The 20682-nt window shown below is 73.6% G+C and carries 10 protein-coding genes; 9 read left to right on the top strand and 1 reads right to left on the bottom strand.

Annotated features, from left to right (window positions below):
* The first annotated feature begins 135 nt into the window (after positions 1 to 135).
* Genes KV106_RS01415 through KV106_RS01405 form a run of 3 tightly spaced genes read left to right on the top strand, consistent with a single transcriptional unit; the run spans position 136 to position 3849 of the window.
* The gene (locus KV106_RS01415; protein ID WP_261205790.1) at positions 136 to 1971 is read left to right on the top strand and encodes a DUF1800 domain-containing protein; all 1836 of its coding nucleotides are present in this window, start codon (positions 136 to 138) and stop codon (positions 1969 to 1971) included.
* 43 nt (positions 1972 to 2014) lie between these two features.
* Complete coding sequence (locus KV106_RS01410; RefSeq protein ID WP_261205789.1) at positions 2015 to 3487, top strand: DUF1501 domain-containing protein; 1473 nt, start codon at positions 2015 to 2017, stop codon at positions 3485 to 3487.
* 5 nt (positions 3488 to 3492) lie between these two features.
* A complete protein-coding gene (locus tag KV106_RS01405; RefSeq protein ID WP_261205788.1) occupies positions 3493 to 3849 on the top strand; it encodes a hypothetical protein in 357 nt (118 codons plus the stop codon).
* 14 nt (positions 3850 to 3863) lie between these two features.
* On the opposite strand, the gene KV106_RS01400 is transcribed toward KV106_RS01405, so the two are convergent.
* Positions 3864 to 4769 carry a LysR family transcriptional regulator gene (locus KV106_RS01400; protein WP_057594964.1) on the bottom strand — a complete coding sequence of 302 codons (906 nt, stop codon included), beginning with the start codon at positions 4767 to 4769 and terminating at the stop codon, positions 3864 to 3866.
* A 109-nt stretch (positions 4770 to 4878) separates the two neighbouring features.
* On the opposite strand from KV106_RS01400, the gene KV106_RS01395 reads away from it, so the two are divergent.
* From KV106_RS01395 to KV106_RS01370, 6 genes are all read left to right on the top strand, one after another.
* A complete protein-coding gene (locus KV106_RS01395) occupies positions 4879 to 5373 on the top strand; it encodes a (R)-mandelonitrile lyase (protein WP_261205787.1) in 495 nt (164 codons plus the stop codon).
* Positions 5351 to 6106, top strand: coding sequence for a carboxymuconolactone decarboxylase family protein (locus KV106_RS01390; RefSeq protein ID WP_261205786.1), 756 nt, complete (start codon positions 5351 to 5353; stop codon positions 6104 to 6106). Before KV106_RS01395 ends, KV106_RS01390 begins: the two co-directional genes overlap by 23 nt.
* 175 nt (positions 6107 to 6281) lie before the next feature.
* Positions 6282 to 7004, top strand: a complete 723-nt coding sequence (locus tag KV106_RS01385; protein ID WP_261205785.1) for an STN domain-containing protein — start codon at positions 6282 to 6284, stop codon at positions 7002 to 7004.
* A complete protein-coding gene (locus tag KV106_RS01380) occupies positions 7001 to 7501 on the top strand; it encodes an RNA polymerase sigma factor (protein ID WP_057594968.1) in 501 nt (166 codons plus the stop codon). The genes KV106_RS01385 and KV106_RS01380 overlap by 4 nt, the downstream gene beginning before the upstream one ends.
* A gap of 46 nt (positions 7502 to 7547) precedes the next feature.
* A complete protein-coding gene (locus KV106_RS01375; RefSeq protein WP_261205783.1) occupies positions 7548 to 8564 on the top strand; it encodes a FecR family protein in 1017 nt (338 codons plus the stop codon).
* Between the two features lie 118 nt (positions 8565 to 8682).
* Positions 8683 to 20652, top strand: coding sequence for a filamentous haemagglutinin family protein (locus tag KV106_RS01370; protein ID WP_261205782.1), 11970 nt, complete (start codon positions 8683 to 8685; stop codon positions 20650 to 20652).
* Positions 20653 to 20682: the final 30 nt, after the last annotated feature.

The following is a 20682-nucleotide window of genomic DNA, read 5'->3' as shown; positions in this document are numbered from 1 at the left end:
CGAAAAAGTCACACAAGTTCACATTTCTAAGCCGAAAGTCCGTCGATTTCGGCCCCTCGATCCACGGAAACCGGTAGGGCATGAGCCTTGCCTCCTGACCTCCATCGGCGCGCGGGCGCCGCAGGAGCGAGGGTCATGTTCGACACGGAAGAAGCCGGCCAGCAGGCAGCGGCTCATGGGATGGAGGATGCGCCGCTGGCGCGGGACGGCGACGGCACGCCCGGCGCCGAAGGATCGGCCGGGGCGCTGAAGGGCTTCGCGCTGTTCGCGATGCCGGCGCTGATCGCGGGCTGTGGCGGTGGAGGAGGCGGCGGTGGCGCGGGCGGCGGCATCTTCCCCGGCGCGGCTGGCGGCGGCAATCCGCAGCCCGATACGTCCGCGCCCGCCGACACGGGTCCCTACCACTACCTGCAAGCCAGGAGCGACGCGGAAGCCGCGCGCTTCCTGCTGCAGGCACAGTTCTCGGCCTCCGAGGCGGAGATCGCCACGGTGCGCAGCCTCGGCTACCTGCCCTGGCTCGAGCAGCAGTTCAACGCGCCGCGCACCCAGACCGCCTGGGAATGGGTCGAGAGCCAGCCCTACAACGGCACCGACATCGACGCCACCGTCTGGCGCCAGCTCATGCTGTCGGGCGACGCGGTGCGCAAGCGCATGGCGCTCGCGCTCAGCGAGATCTTCGTGGTCTCGGCCAACGACATCGGCTCGAGCTGGCCGACGCACATGATGGCCCAGTACTGGGACATGCTGGCCGCCGGCGCCACCGGCAACTTCCGCCAGCTGCTCGAGGCCGTGACGCTCAATCCCGCGATGGGCTTCTACCTCAACACGCGCGGCAACCAGAAGGAGAACAACCGCGGCCGCCAGCCCGACGAGAACTATGCGCGCGAGGTCATGCAGCTCATGAGCATCGGCCTGCAGCAGCTCGAGGCCGACGGCACGCCGAAGACCGGCGCCGACGGCCAGCCGCTCGACAGCTACACGCAGAACGACGTGAGCCAGCTCGCGCGCGTGTTCACCGGCTACGACCTCGACATCAAGCCCGGCGAGCAGAACGGCTTCCGCCCGCCGGGTGCGAGCTACACCGTCGAGACCAGGGACTGGACCACCCGGCCGATGGTGCTCGACGCGAGCCGCCACTCGATGCTCGAGGCGAAGTTCCTCGGCGCCACCGTGCCCGCCAACACGCCCGGCGCCGCCGCGCTCAAGATCGCGCTCGACACGCTGTTCAACCACCCGAACGTCGGCCCCTTCATCGGGCGGCAACTGATCCAGCGGCTGGTCACGAGCAACCCGAGCCCGGCCTATGTGAAGCGCGTGGCCGCGGCCTTCGCCGACAACGGCGCGGGCGTGCGCGGCGACATGAAGGCGGTGTTCGCCGCCGTGCTGATCGACGACGAGGCACGCGGGCCGGCCGGCCTGGCCAGCCCCGACTTCGGCCGCCTGCGCGAACCGATGCTGCGGCTGGCGCAATGGGGCCGCAGCTTCGGCGTGAGCTCCACCAAGGGCACCTGGCGCATCGGCGACCAGAGCAATGCCAGCTACGGGCTGGGCCAGAGCCCGCTGCGCTCGCCTTCGGTCTTCAACTACTTCAGGCCCGGCTACGTGCCGCCGGCCACCGCCATCGCCGAGCGCAAGCTGGTGGCGCCCGAGTTCCAGATCGTCAACGAGTCCAGCGTGGGCGGCTACCTCAACTTCCTGCAGAACGCGCTGCCCTACGGCATCGACAACGGCGACGTGCGCGCCGCCTACGCGGCCGAGAAGGCGCTGGCGCTCGATCCCGCGGCGCTCGTGAAGCGGCTCGACCTGCTGCTGACCGGCAACCAGCTCTCGAACGCCACCGTGAGCCTGATCGTCAATGCGCTCGCCACGCCCGCGCTCAACGCCAGCAGCAGCGAGGGCGCCCGGCTCAACCGCGTCTGCGCCGCCGTGATGCTGGTGATGGGCGCGCCCGAATACCTGGTGCAGAAATGAACCCCATGACCCCGACGAACACGGCCAGCCAGGAGCGGCGCCCATGCATCTGATCGATCCCGCGCGCCACACCCGGCGCGCCTTCCTGCGCCGCTCGGGCCAGCTCGCGATGGCCGGCACCGCGCTGCCGTTCGCGCTCAACCTCGCGACCATGGGCGAGGCCGCGGCCCAGGCCGCGCCCGGCGACGATTACAAGGCGCTGGTCTGCGTCTTCCTCTACGGCGGCAACGACTACGCCAACACGGTCGTCACTTGCGACACCGACAGCTACGGCAAGTACAGCCAGATCCGCGGCGGCAACGGCGATGCCGGCGGCGGCATCGCGATCCCGCGCGCCCAGCTGCTGCCCACCTTGCTCGCGCCCACGCAGGCCTTGCCGGGCGGGCGGCAGTACGCGCTGCATCCGTCGATGACCGCGCTGGCCGACCTGTTCCACGGCGAAGGCAAGGTGGCGGTGCAGCTCAACGTCGGCCCGCTGATCGCGCCGATCACGCGCGCCCAGTACGACAGCGGCAACCGCAAGGCCTGGCCGGTGCCGCCCAAGCTGTTCTCGCACAACGACCAGCAGTCGGTCTGGCAGTCGTCCTCGCCCGAGGGCTCGACCGTGGGCTGGGGCGGCAACATCGGCGACCTCGTGCTGTCGGGCAACACCGGCGCGCTGTTCACCTGCATGTCGGTCGCGGGCAATGCCGTGTTCCTCTCGGGCGACCGGGCGCTGCAGTACCAGGTCGGCACCGGCGGCGCGGTGCGCATCTACAGCGTGGGCGACAACACCGGCAACCTGTTCGGCTCCGACACCGTCAAGGCCGCGATGCAGCAGCTCGCGCAGCAGTCGCGCGGTCACACGCTCGAGGAGGAGTACAGCAAGGTGGTGCGGCGCGCGGTCAAGGCCGAGGGCCAGGTCACGGCGGCGATCCAGAGCGACTTTCCCGCCGGCGCCTTCCCGGCCAACAACGGCCTCGCGAGCCAGCTCAAGATGGTCGCGCGCCTGATCCGCGGCCGCGCCTCGCTGGGCGTGAAGCGCCAGGTGTTCTTCGTCTCGATGGGCGGCTTCGACCTGCACGACAGCCTGATCGCCAACCAGCCCGGCCTGATGCAGCGGCTGTCCGACGCGATGGCCGCCTTCCATCGCCAGATGGCGGCGCTGGGCCTGGCCGAGCAGGTCACGGCCTTCACGGCCTCCGACTTCGGCCGCACGCTCTCGTACAACAGCGACGGCTCCGACCACGGCTGGGGCGGCCACCACTTCGTGGTCGGCGGCGCGGTCAAGGGCAGGGCGATCTACGGCACGCCGCCGCCCGTGAGCATCGGCAACACCGCGGCCGATGCCGACCAGTGGCACGTGGGGCAGGGCCGGCTGCTGCCCACCACCTCGGTCGACCAGTACGCCGCCACGCTCGCGCGCTGGTTCGGCGTGCCCGACAGCCAGCTCGACGAGATCCTGCCGAACCTGAAGAACTTCGGACGCACGGCGAATGGCATCGCGTATCCGCGCAACGTCGGGTTCATGGCATGAACATCATGGGCCACGTCACCTTGATGGGCAGCCTCGACAGCGTCGAGGGCGGCATCAGCGTGGACTTCGGTCCCAAGCCGCGCCGCGCGGCCGCGCCCGCGGCGCCCGCCACCGGCCTCGCGCGGCGCCGGCCCTTCGCCAGCGTCGAAGCCGCGATCGCGGCCATCGAGGCGCTGGACCGCGAGCTGCGCAAGTTCGAGCTCGCGGTCGACGACGGGCTGCAGGATTACCTGGGCGTGCAGATGGCCCAGATCACCGACTGCGCGCTCACGCGCGGCTGGGAGCCCGTGGGCTTCGTGCAGGACGAGGGCTTTCGCGTCTACCGCTACGAGCGCGTGCGCGGCCGGCGCAGGCTGGGCTGAGCGCCCGCGCGGCCTCAACTGCCGCGCGGTGCCCGGTAGCGCAGGGCCTCGATCACCAGCGCCAGTGCCGGCGACAGCTGGCGACGGTTGGCGTGGTAGAGGTGATAGCCGGGGAAGGTCGGCCACCAGTCCCGCAGCACCGGCACCAGCGTTCCCTGCGCGATGTGCGGCGCCATGATGTCGAGGGGCACGCAGGCGAAGCCCAGGCCGTCCAGCGCCGCCTGGAGCATCAGGTAGGTGTTGTTGAACGTCGCCTGTCCGCGCACCCGGACGCCGAGCGCCTCGCCGTCCTTCTCGAAGTCCCACGCATACAGGCCGCCGTGCGTGGCCAGCCGCAGGTTCACGCAGCGGTGCGCCGTGAGGTCGCCGGGCACCAGCGGCAGCGGCTTGCCGGCCAGGTAGCCGGGCGAGGCGGCCACCGCCATGCGCAGCGGCGGCGCGATCGCCACGGCCACCATGTCCTTGTCGACGCTGCTGCCCAGGCGCACGCCCGCGTCGAAGCGCCGGGCCGCGATGTCGGTCAGCGCGTAGTCCACGCTGAACTCGATCTCGATGTCGGGATGCTCCCGCAGCAGCGGCAGCAGCCGCGGCCACAGGACCGTGGCAATGGCATGGTCGTGCGCCGTGATGCGCACCGTGCCGGCCGGCTTGTCGCGCATCGCGCTCAGCGATTCGAGCTCCTGCGCGATCTCCTGCAGCCGCGGCGCCAGCGTGTTCAGCAGCCGCGCGCCGGCATCGGTCACCGAGACGCTGCGCGTGGTGCGCGTCAGCAGCCGCACGCCGAGCCGGGCTTCGAGCGCCAGCATCGAATGGCTGAGCGCCGAGCGCGAGACGCCGATCTGCGCGGCCGCGCGCGTGAAGCTGCGTTCGCGCGCGACGACGACGAAGGCTTGCAGGTCGTTGAGGTTCTCGGTGGTCACGGATGAATTGGTGAACTGGATTCACAAGTGCATCCCGATTTTGCAGTCTTCTCAACCAATGGCGCGCTTCCTAGAGTTCGGGCATCGGTCCATTTCCCAGGAACTCTCCATGTGCCATCGTCCCCTCCAAGCCGCCTTCTGCCTGGCGGCACTCCACGGCCTGAGTGCCGGCGCCGTCGAAAACGCGCCAGCCGTTGCCGAGGCCCAGCAGATCGCGCGCGCCGGCAGCCAGGCCTCGGTGGCCGGGCCCGCCGAGTACTTCACCGGCCGCGTGCGCATCGATCCGGTCTGGCCGGCCAGCGAGACCCTCAACGCCTCCGGTGGCCTCGTCACCTTCGAGCCCGGCGCGCGCTCGGCCTGGCACATGCACCCGGCCGGGCAGCGCCTGGTCGTGACCTCGGGCGTCGGCCTGACCCAGGAGTGGGGCCGGCCGGTGCGGGAGATCCGGCCCGGCGATGTCGTCTGGTGCCCGCCGGGCGTCAAGCACTGGCACGGCGCGGCGCCCGGCACCGCGATGACGCACCTGGCCGTCACCGGCACGGTCGATGGCAGGAACGTCGAATGGCTCGAGAAGGTGTCCGATGCGCAATACCCCCAGCGTTGACCGGTCCCGCAGGAGCGCGCTCGCCTCCGCCCTGGGCCTGGCCGCCGCCTGCCATGCCGCGCCCGTGAACGCCGCGCCCGCCGGCACCGGATCCCTGAGCGCGCGCCAGCAGGCGATCGTTCCGATCGCGGCTTTCGCCGCGAGCGGCGACATCGCGCGCCTGTCCGCCGCGCTGCAGCGGGGCCTCGACGCCGGCCTGGGCGTCAACGAGCTCAAGGAGCTCCTGGTGCAGGTCTACGCCTATGCGGGCTTTCCGCGCAGCCTCAATGCGCTGGGCGAGCTGATGAAGGTGCTCGAGGCGCGTCGGCAACGCGGCCTGCGGGACCGCGAAGGACCGCTGCCGTCGCGGCCCGTTCCGCGGGGCGATGCCCTGCTCGCGGCCGGCACCGCCAACCAGACGAAGCTCTCGGGCGGACCGGTCCGGGGCCCGCTGTTCGACTTCGCCCCGGCCATCGACGAGTTCCTCAAGACCCATCTGTTCGGCGACCTGTTCGAGCGCGACAACCTCGACTGGCAAAGCCGCGAGCTCGCCACCATCGGCATGCTGTCGGCGCTCGCGGGCGTCGAGCCGCAACTCCAGGCCCACCTGCGCATCGCGATGAACGTCGGGCTCGGCGCGACACAGCTCGAGCAACTGGTCCGGGTGCTGGAGGCACAGGTCGATGCCGAGGCGGCGCGCCGGGCCCGCGAGGCCCTGGAACGGCAGCTCGCCGCCGCGCGTTCCGGCGGCTGAGCCCGCGCCGGCCGGTCCGGCGCGGGGCCGGCCGTCATCGTTCGGACACGATTTCGTCATCTCGCGCGGTCACCATCCGGCTCGCCCAGGCTGCGATGGTCCCGATGTCCGCGGCCCGGCCCCTTTCGAACTCGCCGCGCATGCACCTTCCCCGCACCTCCATCCTCGATCCGGCATGCCCGCAGCGGGTTCACAGCTCGCGGCGGGACTGATGGCGGTGGCGGTGCTCCTGAGCGGCATGCCGGCCGCGCGCGCCGACGCGCCGCGCACCACCGCGGCCGACCCCGTGGCCGACCCCGCGGCGCCGATGCGCTTCGACATCCCGCGCCTGCCGCTGGCCGCCGCGCTGAGCCGCTTCCATGCGCAGACCGGCCAGTCGCTGCTCTACGACGACGCGATCGCCGAGGGCCGCATGGCCGGCCCGCTGCAGGGCGAGCGCACGCCCGAGGCCGCGCTGCGCGAGCTGCTCGCGGGCAGCGGCATCGTGGTGCGCTACACCTCGCAGGCGGCCTTCATGCTGATGCGGCCCGAGGCGCCGGACGCCGGGTCCGCGCCGGCTGCCGCGGCCACCGGCACGGCCAGCGCCAGCGCCGCCACCGCCGCGCGCCGCGGCTACTACACCGAGCTGCAGGCCCGCGTGACCGCGGCCCTGTGCGGCGATCCGGCCACCATGCCCGGCAGCTACCGTCTCGCGCTCAATCTCTGGATCGATGCCGAGGCCCCGGTGGTCGAACGCGTGCTGCTGCATCCCACCGGCAACGAGCGGCGCGATGCGCGCATCGCCGCGCGGCTCACCGGCCTCGCGCTCGCGTCGGCGCCGCCCGCGGGCCTGGCGCAGCCGATCGCGCTGCTGATCCTGCCGCGCCAGCCGGCGCAGACCGGCGACTGCCGCCCATGACGGCGCTGCTGAACTTCCTGGTGGAGCGCTACGACGTGCTGCGCCGCAAGCTCTCGCACCGGCTCGGCTCGGTCGAGCTGGCCGAGGACGTGCTGCACGACACCTACGTCAAGCTCTCCGCGCGCGCGCCGGCCGGCCCGGTGCACAGTCCGCAGAGCTTCCTGCTGCGCACCGCGGTCAACATCGCGATCGACCGCATCCGCGCCGACCGGCTCGAGCTCTCGGGCGAGGAGGTCGACGAGTTGCTGATGGCCGACGAGAAGGCGGTGGATCCGGCCGTGGCCGTCGAGGCGCGCGTCGACCTCGAGGCCGTGGCGCGCGCGATGGAGCAGTTGCCGCCGCTGCGCCGGCAGCTGCTGTTCGCCTCGCGCGTCGAGGGCATTCCGCAGAAGGAACTGGCCCAGCGCTACGCGATCTCGCTGCGGCGCGTCGAACGCGAGATCCACCTGGCGCACGAGTTCTGCGTCGAACAGATGCGAGGGCCGCGCAAGGACTGAGTTGGCGGCCGGCCCCGGCGCCGAACGTCCAGTCAGCAGCACACCGATGATTTCGAACATGGCCGACGACGATTCCGAAGTCCCCGATTCCCGTCTCGACGCGGAAGCGCGCGCGTGGGTGCGTCGGCTGCGCTCGGGCGCGGCCACGCGCAAGGACGCGCGCGAGCTCGCGCAATGGCGCGCGTGCGGCCCCGGCCACGCGCAGGCCTTCGAGCGCGCCAAGCGCGAATGGCAGGCGATCGGCGGCGTGGCGCAGGCGCACCAGCGGCTCTTTCCCGCGGCGGCGGCACCGGTCCGCGCCGCCGCGCACGCGGCGGTGGCGGTCGATACGCGCCGGCGCTGGCTGCTCGGCGCGGGCTTCGCGAGCGCGGGCGCCGCGGCCGTCGCGGCGGTGGTGCATCCGCCGCTGGCGCTGTGGCCCTCGTGGTCCGAACTGGTGGCCGACTACCGCACCGGCACCGGCCAGCAGGCCACGGTGACGCTGGCGGGCGACGTGGAGCTGATGCTCAACACCCAGACCAGCCTCGCGGTGCAGCCCGCCGGCGCGGCCGGCAGCGGCGAGCGCATCCGGCTGATCGCGGGCGAGGCCACGCTGCGGCGCGGACCCGGCGCGCCCTTCGTCGAGCTGGTCGCGGGCGACACGCGCATCGTGCCCGGCGTGGGCAACGTCGCCGTGTGGCGCCAGGAGGAGCGCTACCGCGTGAGCTGCATCGAGGGCCGCGTCGAGGTCATGCATCCCATGCGCACCGTCGCGCTGCTGGAGGGCGAGCAGATCTGGTGCGGCGCGACCGGCGTGTCGCCGGTGGCGCAGGTGGACATGGCGCAGACCCAGGCCTGGCGCCGTGGCGAGCTGGTGTTCCGCGGCACGCCCTTGAGCGAGGCCATCCACGAGATCAACCGCTACCGCAGCGGCCGCGTCGTGCTGGCGAGCGACTCGCTCGCGCGCCACCGGCTCAGCGGGCATTTCCGCATCGACGCCCTCGACGAGGCGATCGAGCAGATCGAGGTGCTGTTCGGCGCGCGCGCCACGCGCTGGCCGGGCGGGATCGTGATGCTGGGCTGAACGCGGGCCGCGCCGCACGCGAAAAAAAGTCGGATTCCCTTGGCGGGTCTTCGCGGCGCGAACGTCTAGGTCAGGACTTCAACGACCGACCCCGATGCCCACACACGGACCCGCCACCATGTCTCCGATCCCGCGACGCGCCACCGACCGAACCCCGCCGCACCATCCACCTCGCGCCCAGGCGCGGCCGCTGCATCCCGTCGCCTGGGCCGTCGCCGGCCTCGCGATGGCGCTGGCCGCCGGCGGCGCGCAGGCCCAGCGCGCCTTCAGCGCCGGCTGGATGGCGCAGAAGAACATGGCGCAGGCCACGGCCGCCGCCACCGGCCGGCTGCCCAACGGCCAGCCGGCCGCGCTGCTGACCCACCCGCAGGCGCAGCAGCAGCGCGCCAATGCCGAGCTGCAGCGCTCGCTCGACAACCTGCAGCTGGCCGCGCGCGGCATCGCGGCCCAGCAGGCGGCCCAGGCCGCCGCGCGGCTGGCCGCGCAGGGCGAGGCCTCGGTGCCCGACGGCCTGGCCGAGGGCGGCCTGCGCGTGGACGGCAACAGCCTCAGCGCCGGCTGGCTCAATGCGCAGGCACCGCAGCAGACGCAGGCCGACGGCCGCACCACGGTCGCGATTCGCCAGACCGGCGAGCGCGCCATCCTCAACTGGGAGACCTTCAACGTCGGGCGCAACACCACGGTCGAGTTCCAGCAGCAGCCCGACTGGGCGGTGCTCAACCGCGTCAACGATCCGCAGGCGCGGCCCAGCCGCATCCAGGGCCGGATCAAGGCCGACGGCACGGTGCTGATCGCCAACCGCAACGGCGTGGTGTTCAGCGGCACCAGCCAGGTCGATACGCGCAACCTGGTGGCGGCCGCGGCGCGCATCGGCGACGACCAGTTCCGCAACAACGGCATCTACAGCGCGCAGTCCAATGGCCAGCCGCAGCCGGTGTTCACCGACGCGGCGGGCAAGGTCGAGGTGCAGGCCGGCGCGCGCATCGCGACCCGGCAGCCCGCGTCGGTGACGCAGGGCGGCGGCTACGTGCTGCTGCTCGGGCGCGAGGTCGAGAACGCCGGCAGCATCGCCACGCCGCGCGGCCAGGCACAGCTCGCGGCCGGCGACAGCTTCGCGATCCGCAAGGGCGTGGGCACCGAGGCCAACACCTTCTCGACCACGCGCGGCAACGAGATCGCGCCGCAGTTCGCCCCCGACAGCACGGCCGGCCTGGTGCGCAACAGCGGCCTGATCGTCGCCACCGAGGGCGACATCACGCTGGCCGGCCGCACGGTGCGCCAGGACGGCGTGGCGCTGGCCACCACCACCGTCAATGCGCGCGGCACGGTGCACCTGCTGAACTCGGCGGCCGATGCCAAGGGGCGCGTGGCCACGGGCCGCGAGGCGGTCACGGCGGTGCTGATCGATGCGGACGATCGATTCACCGCGCTGGACAGCCAGCGAGAGGCGCTGGTCGCCGACTCGGCGCGACTCGACCGGTTGCGCACCATGGCCACGCCCGGCGTGTTCGACAATCTGTCGCGGCTGCAGGACCGGCGCGACCTGTCGCGCGTGGAGATCGTCTCGGGCGGCGACGTGCAGTTCGAGGGCGGCTCGCTCGTGCTGGCGACCGGCGGCCAGGTCGCGACGAGCGCGGCGCGGCGCGTGCTGGTGGCGAACGAGGCACGGCTGGACGTGGCGGGCGCCGTCGGCGTGAGCGTGGCGATGGAATCGAACAACGTGCGGATCAACATCCAGGGCAACGAGCAGCGCGACGCACCGCTGAACCGCGACAGCGGCAAGCTCGCCAACGCCAACGTCTGGATCGATCGCCGGCGCCTGAGCTACGTGCCGGCCAAGCCGGGCGTGTACGACAGCGACCGCTACTACACCGCCGGCGGCCTGCTCGAGGTCGGCGGCTACCTGGGCAACCAGCCGCACGGCATCGGCGAATGGCTGACGCAGGGCGGCACCGTCACGCTGGGCGCGACCGAGGTCGTGACGCAGCGCGGCTCCGCGATCAACCTGTCGGGCGGCTCGATCGACGTGCGCACGGGCTACCTGAACCAGAGCTGGCTCAAGGGCAGCGACGGGCGGCTCTACCGGCTCGACAAGGCGCCGGCCGACATGGTGTTCGGGGGCGTGTACCGCGGCTTCGAGGATGCGCATGCGCGCTGGGGCGAGAAGACCACGGGCCACTTCTACAACCCGCTGATCGGCCCGCAGCGCCAGCTCGAGAACGGCTACACGATCGGGCGCGATGCCGGCCGACTGGTGGTGAGCGCGCCCACGGCGGTGCTCGAGGGCGACATCGAGGCGACGGTGTTCCGAGGCCCGCGCCAGACGCAGGCGCGCGGCGCGGCGCAGGACGGCTACGTGCAGTCGCAGCTCGCGGTCGCGCGCGCCGGCACGCTGGCGCTGCGGCGCATGGGCGGCGTGGGCGCGGACGGCGCCTTCGATACCCAGGTGCGCATCGGCGATGTCGCCGACGTGGCCGATGCGCTGGCGATGGATCCAGCCGCGGCGCTGCCCGCCGCGCGCACCGGCGCCGCCTTCCTCGATGCCGCGCGGCTCTCCGGCTTCGGCCTCGGCGGCCTGGAAATCGTGGCCAACGGCGAGGTGCGCATCGAGCGCGCGCTGCGGCTGGCCGATGGCGGCCGGCTCGAGATCGTGGCGCCCACCACGCACATCGAGGCCGATGTGAGCGCGCGGGCCGGCGGCATCGTGGTTGGCAACATCGCGCCCGTGGCCACCACCGGCTCGCCGAACCTCGGCACGCTGCTGGCGCGCGAGGACGGGTCGTCCAGCTTCGTGCTCGCGCAGGGCGCGCGGCTCGACCTGCGCGGCGTGTGGAGCAACCAGCAGCGCGAGGGCGGCGACATCGACGGCGAGGCCAGCACCGCCTTCGTCGACGGCGGCAGCCTCTCGGTGCGCATGACGCACGGCGGCATCGCGCTCGAGCGCGGCAGCGTGGTGGACGTGTCCTCGGGCGCGACGCTGATGCGCAACGGCCGGCTCGCGGGCGGGCGCGGCGGCAGCGCGAGCCTGCTGGCCGGGGCGGCGTTCGTGGAGACCAATTTCGAGGAGAACCCCGTCGGCGTGCAACTGCGCCTGGACGGCGAGCTGCGCGCCAGCGGCGTGCTGGGCGGCGGCACGCTGACGCTGCAGTCGCCTTCGAGCGTGGTGTTCGGCGAGCACGCTCTGCTCGAAAGCGGCCGGCTCGCGGCCGGCACGGCGGTGCCGCTGGCGGTGGTGCTCGCGCGCGAGGTGCGCATCGGGCTCGGCGAGCGGCTGCCGCTGCGCGCCTCGACCACGCTGAGCGTGACGGTGCAGGACGTCGCCCTGGCCGACTACGTCGCGGCCCAGATCACGACGCCGATCGTGACGGGCGCCGACTGGGTGGTGCCCGTGGGCGTCACGCTCGGCACCTCGCTCGGGCCGCTGGGGGCGGGCAGCCGGATGCCCGCCGGCACCCGCATCGACTACGTCCAGGGCCAGTTCATGCCGGGCACCGTGCTGCCGTCGGCGGTCTTCCCCGCCGGGCTTCCGACCTTTCCCTACACCTTCACCCAGCAGGCGGGCGAGCGCGCCGCGATCCCGACGGTCTATGCGCCGGGACGGGTCGTCGATGGCGGCGCGCGCTTCGCGCAGGACATCGACTTCGTGCCGGCCCAGCGGCTCGATCCGGCGCTGCTGCAAAGCGGCTTCTCGCGTTATCGCCTCACCAGCTTCGGCGGCGTCCTGGTGAACGAGGACCTCGCCCCGCGCGTGCCGGTGCTGCGCGCCGCGGCCGATGCGCGCGAGCTGCCGAGCGGTACCGACACCACCCGCGCGCTCGAGCGCTGGCTGCCGCCGCTGTATGCGGAGGATGCGCTGCGGCACCGCCTGACGGCGCGCACCGGTGCCGACTTGAGCCTGCATGGCGCCGAGCTGCTGCTGCCGGGCGGTGTGGGGATCGATGTCGATCCCGGCCGCCAGGCACGACTGGTGGCGCAGGGCCAGCTCACGGTCGAAGGCCGGGTGGTCGCGCCCGGCGGCGACATCGTGCTGACCAGCGCCGTCACGCGCGGCACGGACGCCCCGGGCCTCGCGCCGCTCGGCACCTCGATCTGGATCGGCGGCGACGCGGTGCTCGACGCCGCGGGCCGCGCCTACACCGCCATCGACGGCGAAGGCCTGCGCTACGGCGTCGCACCCGACGGCGGCTCGATCCGCATCGGCCTGGAGGACTACACCCGCGCCAACCGCGACCTCCTCAAGACCACCGGCATGCACGTGATCGTCCGGCCCGGCGCGCGGCTCGACGCCTCGGGTGCCTACGCCGAGGTCGACGCGGCGCAGGACAACCTGCCGCCCGGCGGTGCGCGCAGCCAGCGGCTGGCCGGCGACGGCGGCCTGATCCGCATCGGCTCGTCGCGCGGCATCCTCAACGACGGCAGCCTGCGCGCCGCCGCGGGCGGCGAGGGCGCGGCCGGCGGCACGCTGAACCTGGCGCTCGAGAACCCGCCGGGCAACGCGCACCGCGTGCAGATCATGACGCTGACGCAGGACCGCGTCGGCAGCGGCGCCGCCGCGGGCCTGCGGCCCGGCGTGGCCGACGGCTCGCTGGTCGATGCGCGTGCGCGCCTGAGCGCCGAGGAGGTGCGCGCGGGTGGCTTCGGCACGCTGGAGCTCTGGAACCGCGACATCCTCGAGATCGAAGGCAACCTCGAGCTGCGGCTGCCCGAGAGCCTGATCCTGCGCCGCGGCGCCTTCGCCGCTTCCACGGTCGCGCCGCCCGCGCGGGTCGTGCTGGCCGCACCGTACGTGCTGCTCGACGGCAAGGTCCCCATCGAGGTCCAGGCGCCGGAGTTCCTGTCGGGCCTGGTGCCCCGGAGCAGCTCCACCTTCAACGGCGGCCGCCTCGACATCCAGGCCGACCTGATCGACGTGCGTGCCTCCAACCTGTTCGGCCCGGCCGGCGTGAGCCAGGGCCCCGTGCCCACGCCCTTCGGCTGGGTGATCGAAGGCCGGCCGCTGGACTTCCATGGTTTCGACGAGGTGGCGCTGAGCAGCCGCGGCGATGTGCGCTTCACCAACGGCACGCTCGAGACCAGCGGCAACCTCGCGGTGACCGCGGCCCAGCTCTATCCCACCACCGGCGCGACCGGCGAGCTGCGCGTGGCGCTGCGCTCGGTCGGCAGCCAGCCGGACACCTACGATCCCGCGCGCCGGCTCACGATCCGCGGCACCGGCGAACTGCCCGCGATGCCGGCCTCGGCCTTCGGCACGCTCACGCTGGCGGCCGCGACCATCGACCAGGGCGGGGTGGTGCGCGCGCCGCTGGGCAGCATCGTCTTCGGCACCAAGCCCGCCTTCGGCGTCGGGACGCCGCCGTTGCGCGACCTGCTGTTCGAGGTGCTGCTGCGCGACGGCAGCCTGACCTCGACCAGCGCCGCCGGCATGGTCATGCCCTATGGCGGCACCGTGGACAACATCCGCTACGTCTACAACGGCCAGACGGTCGAGTACCTGCCGCTGGGCGCCGTGGCCGGCCGGCCGGAGCTGTACGCCGAGCAGTTCGTGCGCCCCGGCGTGGCCTTCGGCCAGTCGCGGATCGCGGCCGAGGCCGGCGCCGTGCTCGACGTGTCGGGCGGCGGCCGGCTCACCGGCGCCGGCTTCTTCACCGGGCGCGGCGGTTCGGTCGACGTCCTGCGCACGCCGCTGGTCGATGCCAACCCCGTCTACGGCTTCAGCAGCCCGGGTGCCGGCGTCTATGCGCTGGTGCCGGGCTTTGCCGGTGGCTATGCGCCGGTGGCCCCGGATGCGGGCGCCGGCGCGCCGCGCATCGGCCAGCAGATCCGCTTCGACGCGCCCGTGGGCGGCCTGCCCGCGGGCACCTACACGCTGATGCCCTCGACCTACGCGCTGCTGCCCGGCGCCTGGCGCATCGAGCTCGGCGCCACCGGCGCGGGCCAGGGCTTCGAGGCACTGCGCGCCAGCGGCTCGGTGCGCGCCAGCGGCTACCTCGGCATCGCCAACACCGCCGTGCGCGACGCGCTGCCGACCGCCGTCACGCTGACGCCGGGCAGCGCGGTGCGCAGCCTCTCGCAATACAACGAGACCAGCTACGCCGACTTCGCGCTCGCGCGCGCCGCCACCTTCGGCGAGGTGCGCGCGCGCCTCGAGCGCGACGGCCAGAGCGTGCACATCGACACCGGCGGCGCGACTGGCCGGGCGCTGTCCTTCGAGGGCGTGGCGCGGCTGCGCGGCGAGGCGGGCGCGGGCACCGGCAGCGCGGCCGCGCTCGACGGCAACCTGTTCCTCACCGGCCGGCGCGCGGCGGAGGTGGTGGCGCCGGGCGCGGCGTCCACGCCGGGCTTCGTCTCGTTCGACGCGGCGCAGCTCTCGGCCTTCGATGCGGGCGCGTTGATCGTGGGGGGCGTGTACGGCCTGCGCGACGTGTTCGTGCCGGTCGGCCAGGGCCAGGTGCCGGTCGGCCCGCACGTGGTGATCCGGAGCGCCGAGCAGGAGGCCGTGATCGTGCGCGGCGGCGCGCGGCTCGCGGCGGGCCAGGTGTTCCTGAGCGGACACGACGTGCGCGTGGAGCGGGATGCGCTGATCGACACCTCGCGCAGCAGCACCGTCGGCTTCGATTCCACCAACGGCTACGTCTACCTCGATTCGGCGAGCCAGGGCGCCAACGCGATCCTCGCGGTGGGCAACGGCATCTACAACTTCGCACCTCCGCAGGGCGATCCGTCGGCGACGCAGGGGGCGATCACCATCGCGGACGGCGCGATGCTGCGCACCCGCGGCACGGTGAGCTTCCTGAGCAGCGGTCCGGTGACGCTCGGCGAGGCCGAGATCAACGCGCGCTACCTGGCCATGGCCGCGCCCGCGATCAACGTCGGCACGCGCGAATCCTTCGCGGCCGCCGAAGCGCAGGGCGCGATCGCTCCCGGCGTGCGGCTGAGCCAGCAGATGCTCGAGCGGCTGCTGCGGCCCACGGTGCCGGGCCAGACGCCGATCGAGCAGCTCACGCTGACGGCGGGCCACTCGCTCAACTTCTTCGGCGGCGTCGACCTCGACCTGCGCGCGGCGCACGGCACGGGCGTCGCGCCGGCGGTGCTGCAGCTGAACACGCCGGCGGTCTACGGCTGGGGCTCGGCGGGGGACAGGGCGCGGATCGCGACCGACACGCTGATCTGGAACGGCCTGTCCACCGGGGCGGGCACGCCCGAGGCGCCGTACGCGAGCCGCGCGCCCGGCGCGGTGGTGCCCGGCGGTCCGGGCACCGGCGCGGGCAGCCTCGTCGTCGATGCGCGCCGCATCGAGTTCGGCTACGGCCCGCTGCAGCGGGCGCAGGACCAGGTCGCGCTCGACCGGCTGATCCTGGGTTTCTCGCGCGTCGAGCTCGACGCCACCGAGCGCATCACGGCCAACCGGCGCGCGACCTTGTCGGTGTACCGAGAGGGCGCCGATGCGGCCAGCCGCCGTGGCGGCGAGCTGCTGCTGAACACGCCACTGCTGACCGGCGAGGCCGGCTCGTTCATGGCCTACCGCGCGGGCGATGCGGTGCGGGTGACGGCGCCGCAGGGCGCGGGCAGCGGCGGCGCGGGCGTCGCGGGGGCCGAAGCGCTGGGCGCCGAAGTGCGCCTGGCCGGGCGCTCGATCGAGCTCGACACCGCCGTGGCGCTGCCCAGCGGCCGGCTGGTGCTGGAGGCCGAGCGCGACGTGCGGCTCGGCGGCGATGCTGCCATCGACCTCGCGGGGCGTGCGCTGGATTTCTTCGACCTCCGGCGCTTCAGCGGCGGCGGCGACCTGCTGATCGAATCCGCCAATGGCGCGGTCGAGCAGGCCGCCGGTTCGCGCATCGACGTCTCGGCGGCGGGCAAGCCGGCGGGCTCGGTCCGCGTCACCGCCACGGGCGTCGACGGCCGCGTGCAGCTCTCGGGCGCGATCCTCGGCACTTCGCCGGTGGCGCGCGAGTCCGGCCGCATCGACATCCGCGCCCGCGCGCTCGACGACTTGGCGGGACTCAACCGGCGCCTGAACGAGGGCGGTGTCCTCGGCGGCCGCGGCTTCGTCGTGAAGACCGGCGACCTCGTCATCGGCGACGAGTTGCGCGCCAACCGCATCGAGGTCTCGGCCGACGGTGGCGCGCTCACCGTCAACGGCCGCATCGACGCCAGCGGCGAGGACGTCGGCACGATCCGGCTGGCCGCGCGCGACAACCTGGTGCTGGCACCGGGCGCGGTGCTCGATGCGCGAGGCACGCGCCTGGCGCTCGATGGCCGCGGGCAGGCCATCGAGGCCTCGAACCGCGCGCAGATCGAGCTCGCGTCGACGGCCGGCACGGTGCGGCTCGACCCCGCCGCCGTCATCGACCTGCGCGCGGCCGACGCGGTGGCGCGCGGCCGCCTGGAGATCAACGCGCCGCGTGTCGGCGGCGACGGCGTGGCGGTGGACGCGGCCGCGGGACTCACGGTGCGCGGCGCCGAGAGCATCGCGGTCAATGCCTTCGCGCGCCACGCGCCGGCCGATGGCGTGGTCGACAGCGCCTACCTCGAGACGCTGCACGCCGACAGCCGCGCCTTCATCGACGCCGCGAACGCCAGCGGCACCACCCGCGCGCGGCTCGCGGGGCTGCGCGCCTTCGGCGATGCCTTCCACCTGCGTCCCGGCCTGGAACTGCGCAGCGACGGCGACCTCACCGTGCGCGGCGAGCTCGATTTCTCGGGCTGGCGCTACGGCCCGGGCGCCGACGCGTCGCGTCGCGGTTCCGGCGAACCGGGCGTGCTCGTGCTGCGCGCGGGCGGCAACCTGGTGATCAACGGCAGCATCTCCGACGGCTTCGCGCCGCCACCCGACACGCCCGACGACTTCGGCTGGAGCCGACGCCCCGACGGACAGGGCCGCATGATGGTCGTGGCCGACATGCTCGCGCCGGGCATGCGCTCGTGGTCGATGCGGCTGGTGGGCGGTGCCGACCTCGCGTCGGCCGACACCCGTACCGTGACCGCGGCATCGCTGCTCGGCGCGCGCGGCGACGTGCTGCTGGACGATCCGCACATCTCGTCGACGCAGTCGGGGCCCGAGGACGCGATCTCGGTGGTGCGCACCGGCACCGGCTACCTCGACGTGCTGGCCGGGCGCGACTACCGGCAGGCCTCGCGCTTCGGCGTCTACACCGCCGGCACCCAGATCGCCGGCAGCGAGGCCTGGGATGCCCCGCGCGCCAGGACCTGGGACGGCTCGGTGCTCGGCTATCCCGACTACGAGGCCACGCTCAACGCGCGCCGCATGTTCTTCACCGAGGGCGGCGGCGACCTGCTGCTGTCCGCGCAGGGCGACGTGCGCGGCTTCGCGAGCGGCGACACCACCAACCTCAAGTCGAGCAACGGCATCGGCTACTGGCTCTGGCGCCAGGGCGGCGCGGAGCTCGGGCAGCGCGCGGCCTGGGGCATCAATTTCGGCCAGTACACCGTGTCGCCGCTCTCCGGCGCCATCGAGCTGGCGGGGTTCGGCGGCATCGGGACCCTGGGCGGCGGGCACCTGAGCGTGCGCGCCGGCGGCGATGCCGGATCGACCTCGAACCTCGGTCCCAACGACTTCGGCGGCACGACCTCGGCGCTCGACCTGGTCGTGGCGTCCAGCGGCCGCGTGGGCGCCGACGGCTCGGTGCTGGTCTCGGGCGGTGGACGGCTGAGCCTGGACGTCGGCGGCCGCCTCAACGCCGGGCGCGATGTCGGCGACGTACCGACCACCGGCGGCCAACTCGTCAACCTGCGCGGCGACAGCCGCGTGAGGGCGGGCGCGGTGGGCATGACGCTGGAATCGGGCTACGGGCTGAAGTCCGATCTCGACCCGCGCGCGGTGGACGCGCAGGCGCCGCGCGACCGCTTCGGCTACGGCTGGCTCGGCCTGGTGGTCGGCGACGGCACCATGGCCGTCGATGCGCGCGGCGACCTGATGGCGCTCACCGCGCGCGATGCCGGGCGGGTCGTGCTGCTCGGCGGCGCGACGCAGGCCGCGTTCGAGGGGCAGGAGAATCCGGCGCTGACCTCGTTCACGCTGTGGACCGAGCGCAGCGGGCTCGAGCTCTTCTCGGCCGGCGGCGACATCCAGCAGCGCAAGTCGATCACGAACAACGTGGAGTGGATCCGCTACGACCCGGGCCGCCTGTCGGCGATCGCGGCCAACGGCTCGATCGCCACCAACCTCACGCTCGCGCCATCGCGCCAGGGGCGGCTCGAACTGCTGGCGCGCGACCGGGTGTCCGGCACCTCCGCGATGTCGAGCGGACCGCTGTCCGCGCTGGCGACGCCCGAGCGCCCGCTATGGCTGGCGGGTTTTCCCGGCGCGTGGGCGGCCAGCAACTTCTACGGACCGCTGGATGTGACCCCGCCGGAGGCGGATCTCTACGACTTCCTGATCGAGGGCAGCGTGCTGTTCGGCCACGGCGCCGACCGCGCGACGCTGCTGCACGCACCGGGCAGCGAGCCGATCCGGCTGTATGCCGTGCGCGGCGACATCCTGGCCAGCACCGGCCGCCAGGTCGTGCGCTACGAGGGGAGCGTCGCGGCGGAGAACTTCTACATCGCCGGCAAGCCGGTGCAGATGCGCGCCGGCCGCGACATCATCGCGACCGGCTACATCGCGCACAGCGGCGCGCTCGACATCTCCGTGCTGAACGCGGGGCGCGACGTGCTGAACGCCACGCTCGACGTGGCGGGCCCCGGCCTGCTGGAGGTCTCGGCCGGGCGCAACATCCTGCAGGGGCAGCCGCTCTCGGGCAACCAGGTGAGCGCGTCCACGCTGCGCAGCATCGGCCCGATCGCCGAGGGCGACACCCGTCCCGGCGCCTCGATCGTGCTGTCGGCCGGCATGGGCGCGGGCGGGCCCGACTACGCGGGCTTCGCCGCGCGCTATTTCGATCGCGCCAACCTCGCCGATGCCGCCAGTCCGCTGGCGGACCAGCCCGGCAAGGTCGCGAAGACCTACGAGGACCGGTTGCTGGCCTGGCTGCGCGAGCGCTTCGGCTACGCGGGCGGTGCCGAGGGCGCGCTCGCGGCCTTCCTCGCGCTGCCGGCCGAGCAGCAGGGCGTTCTGGTGCGCGAGGTGTTCTACGAGGAATTGCGCCAGGGTGGCCGCGAATACAACGACCCCGAGAGCCGGCGCGTGGGCAGCTACCTGCGCGGGCGGGAGGCGATCGGTGCGCTGCTGCCGCAAGCCGATGCCCAGGGGCAACCGGTCGAGCGGCGCGGCAGCCTCGTGTTCCAGGGGGCGGCGGGCGCGCACACGCTGTTCGGTGGCGGCATCCAGGTGCTCGCGCCCGGCGGCGGACTCACGCTCGGCGCCAACGGCGTGCTGCCGCCGCCGAGCACCGGCCTGCTCACGCAGGGCGAGGGCGAGGTCGAGATCTACACGCGCGACAGCGTGCTGCTGGGCCTGTCGCGCATCATGACCACCTTCGGCGGCGGCATCCTGGCCTGGTCCGCCGAGGGCGACATCAACGCCGGGCGCGGCGCCAAGACCACGGTGGTCTACACGCCGCCCAAGCGCAGCTACGACGCCCTCGGCAATGCCGCGCTGGCGCCCACCGTGCCGAGCACCGGCGCCGGCATCGCCACGCTGGCCCCGATCGCCGAGGTGCCGCCGGGCGACGTCGACCTGATCGCGCCCCTGGGCACCATCGACGCGGGCGAGGCCGGCATCCGCGTGTCGGGCAACGTGAACCTCGCGGCCTTGCAGGTGGTCAACGCGGCCAACATCCAGGTCAAGGGGGAGTCGGCCGGGCTGCCGGTGGTGGCTTCGGTCAACGTGGGCGCGCTCACCAGCGCCAGCGCCGCGGCCTCGCAGGCCGCGATGGCCGCGCAGGACTCGGTGCAGCGCGAGCGCACGGCCGCGCGGCAGGCGCTGCCGTCGGTGTTCACGGTGCGCGTGCTGGGCTTCGGCAACGAGCCCGCGTCCGGCACGCCGAGCACGCCCGGCGGCAACGATGCCGCGCCGCAGCGCGGCGGCTACCGCAGCGGCAGCGCGGTGCAGGTGCTCGGCGATTCGGCCATGGGGCCGGCCGAGCGCAACCAGCTCACGCCGGCGGAGCGGCGAACGCTCGGGTACTGAAGGGAAGCGGGGCCGCGACGCGGCCCCCTC

The sequence above is a fragment of the Variovorax endophyticus genome, from assembly GCF_025376855.1.
In the GTDB taxonomy this organism is placed as follows: Bacteria; Pseudomonadota; Gammaproteobacteria; order Burkholderiales; family Burkholderiaceae_C; genus Variovorax.
This window is presented reverse-complemented; position numbering and strand designations above follow the sequence as displayed.

What these genes read in the sequence shown, in the direction of transcription:
- KV106_RS01380 (WP_057594968.1), top strand. Translation starts at nt 7,001, where the DNA reads ATGACGGCGCTGCTGAACTTCCTGGTGGAGCGCTACGACGTGCTGCGC.
- KV106_RS01375 (WP_261205783.1), top strand. Translation starts at nt 7,548, where the DNA reads ATGATTTCGAACATGGCCGACGACGATTCCGAAGTCCCCGATTCCCGT.
- KV106_RS01415 (WP_261205790.1), top strand. Translation starts at nt 136, where the DNA reads ATGTTCGACACGGAAGAAGCCGGCCAGCAGGCAGCGGCTCATGGGATG.
- KV106_RS01395 (WP_261205787.1), top strand. Translation starts at nt 4,879, where the DNA reads ATGTGCCATCGTCCCCTCCAAGCCGCCTTCTGCCTGGCGGCACTCCAC.
- KV106_RS01410 (WP_261205789.1), top strand. Translation starts at nt 2,015, where the DNA reads ATGCATCTGATCGATCCCGCGCGCCACACCCGGCGCGCCTTCCTGCGC.
- KV106_RS01390 (WP_261205786.1), top strand. Translation starts at nt 5,351, where the DNA reads ATGCGCAATACCCCCAGCGTTGACCGGTCCCGCAGGAGCGCGCTCGCC.
- KV106_RS01385 (WP_261205785.1), top strand. Translation starts at nt 6,282, where the DNA reads ATGCCCGCAGCGGGTTCACAGCTCGCGGCGGGACTGATGGCGGTGGCG.
- KV106_RS01370 (WP_261205782.1), top strand. Translation starts at nt 8,683, where the DNA reads ATGTCTCCGATCCCGCGACGCGCCACCGACCGAACCCCGCCGCACCAT.
- KV106_RS01405 (WP_261205788.1), top strand. Translation starts at nt 3,493, where the DNA reads ATGGGCCACGTCACCTTGATGGGCAGCCTCGACAGCGTCGAGGGCGGC.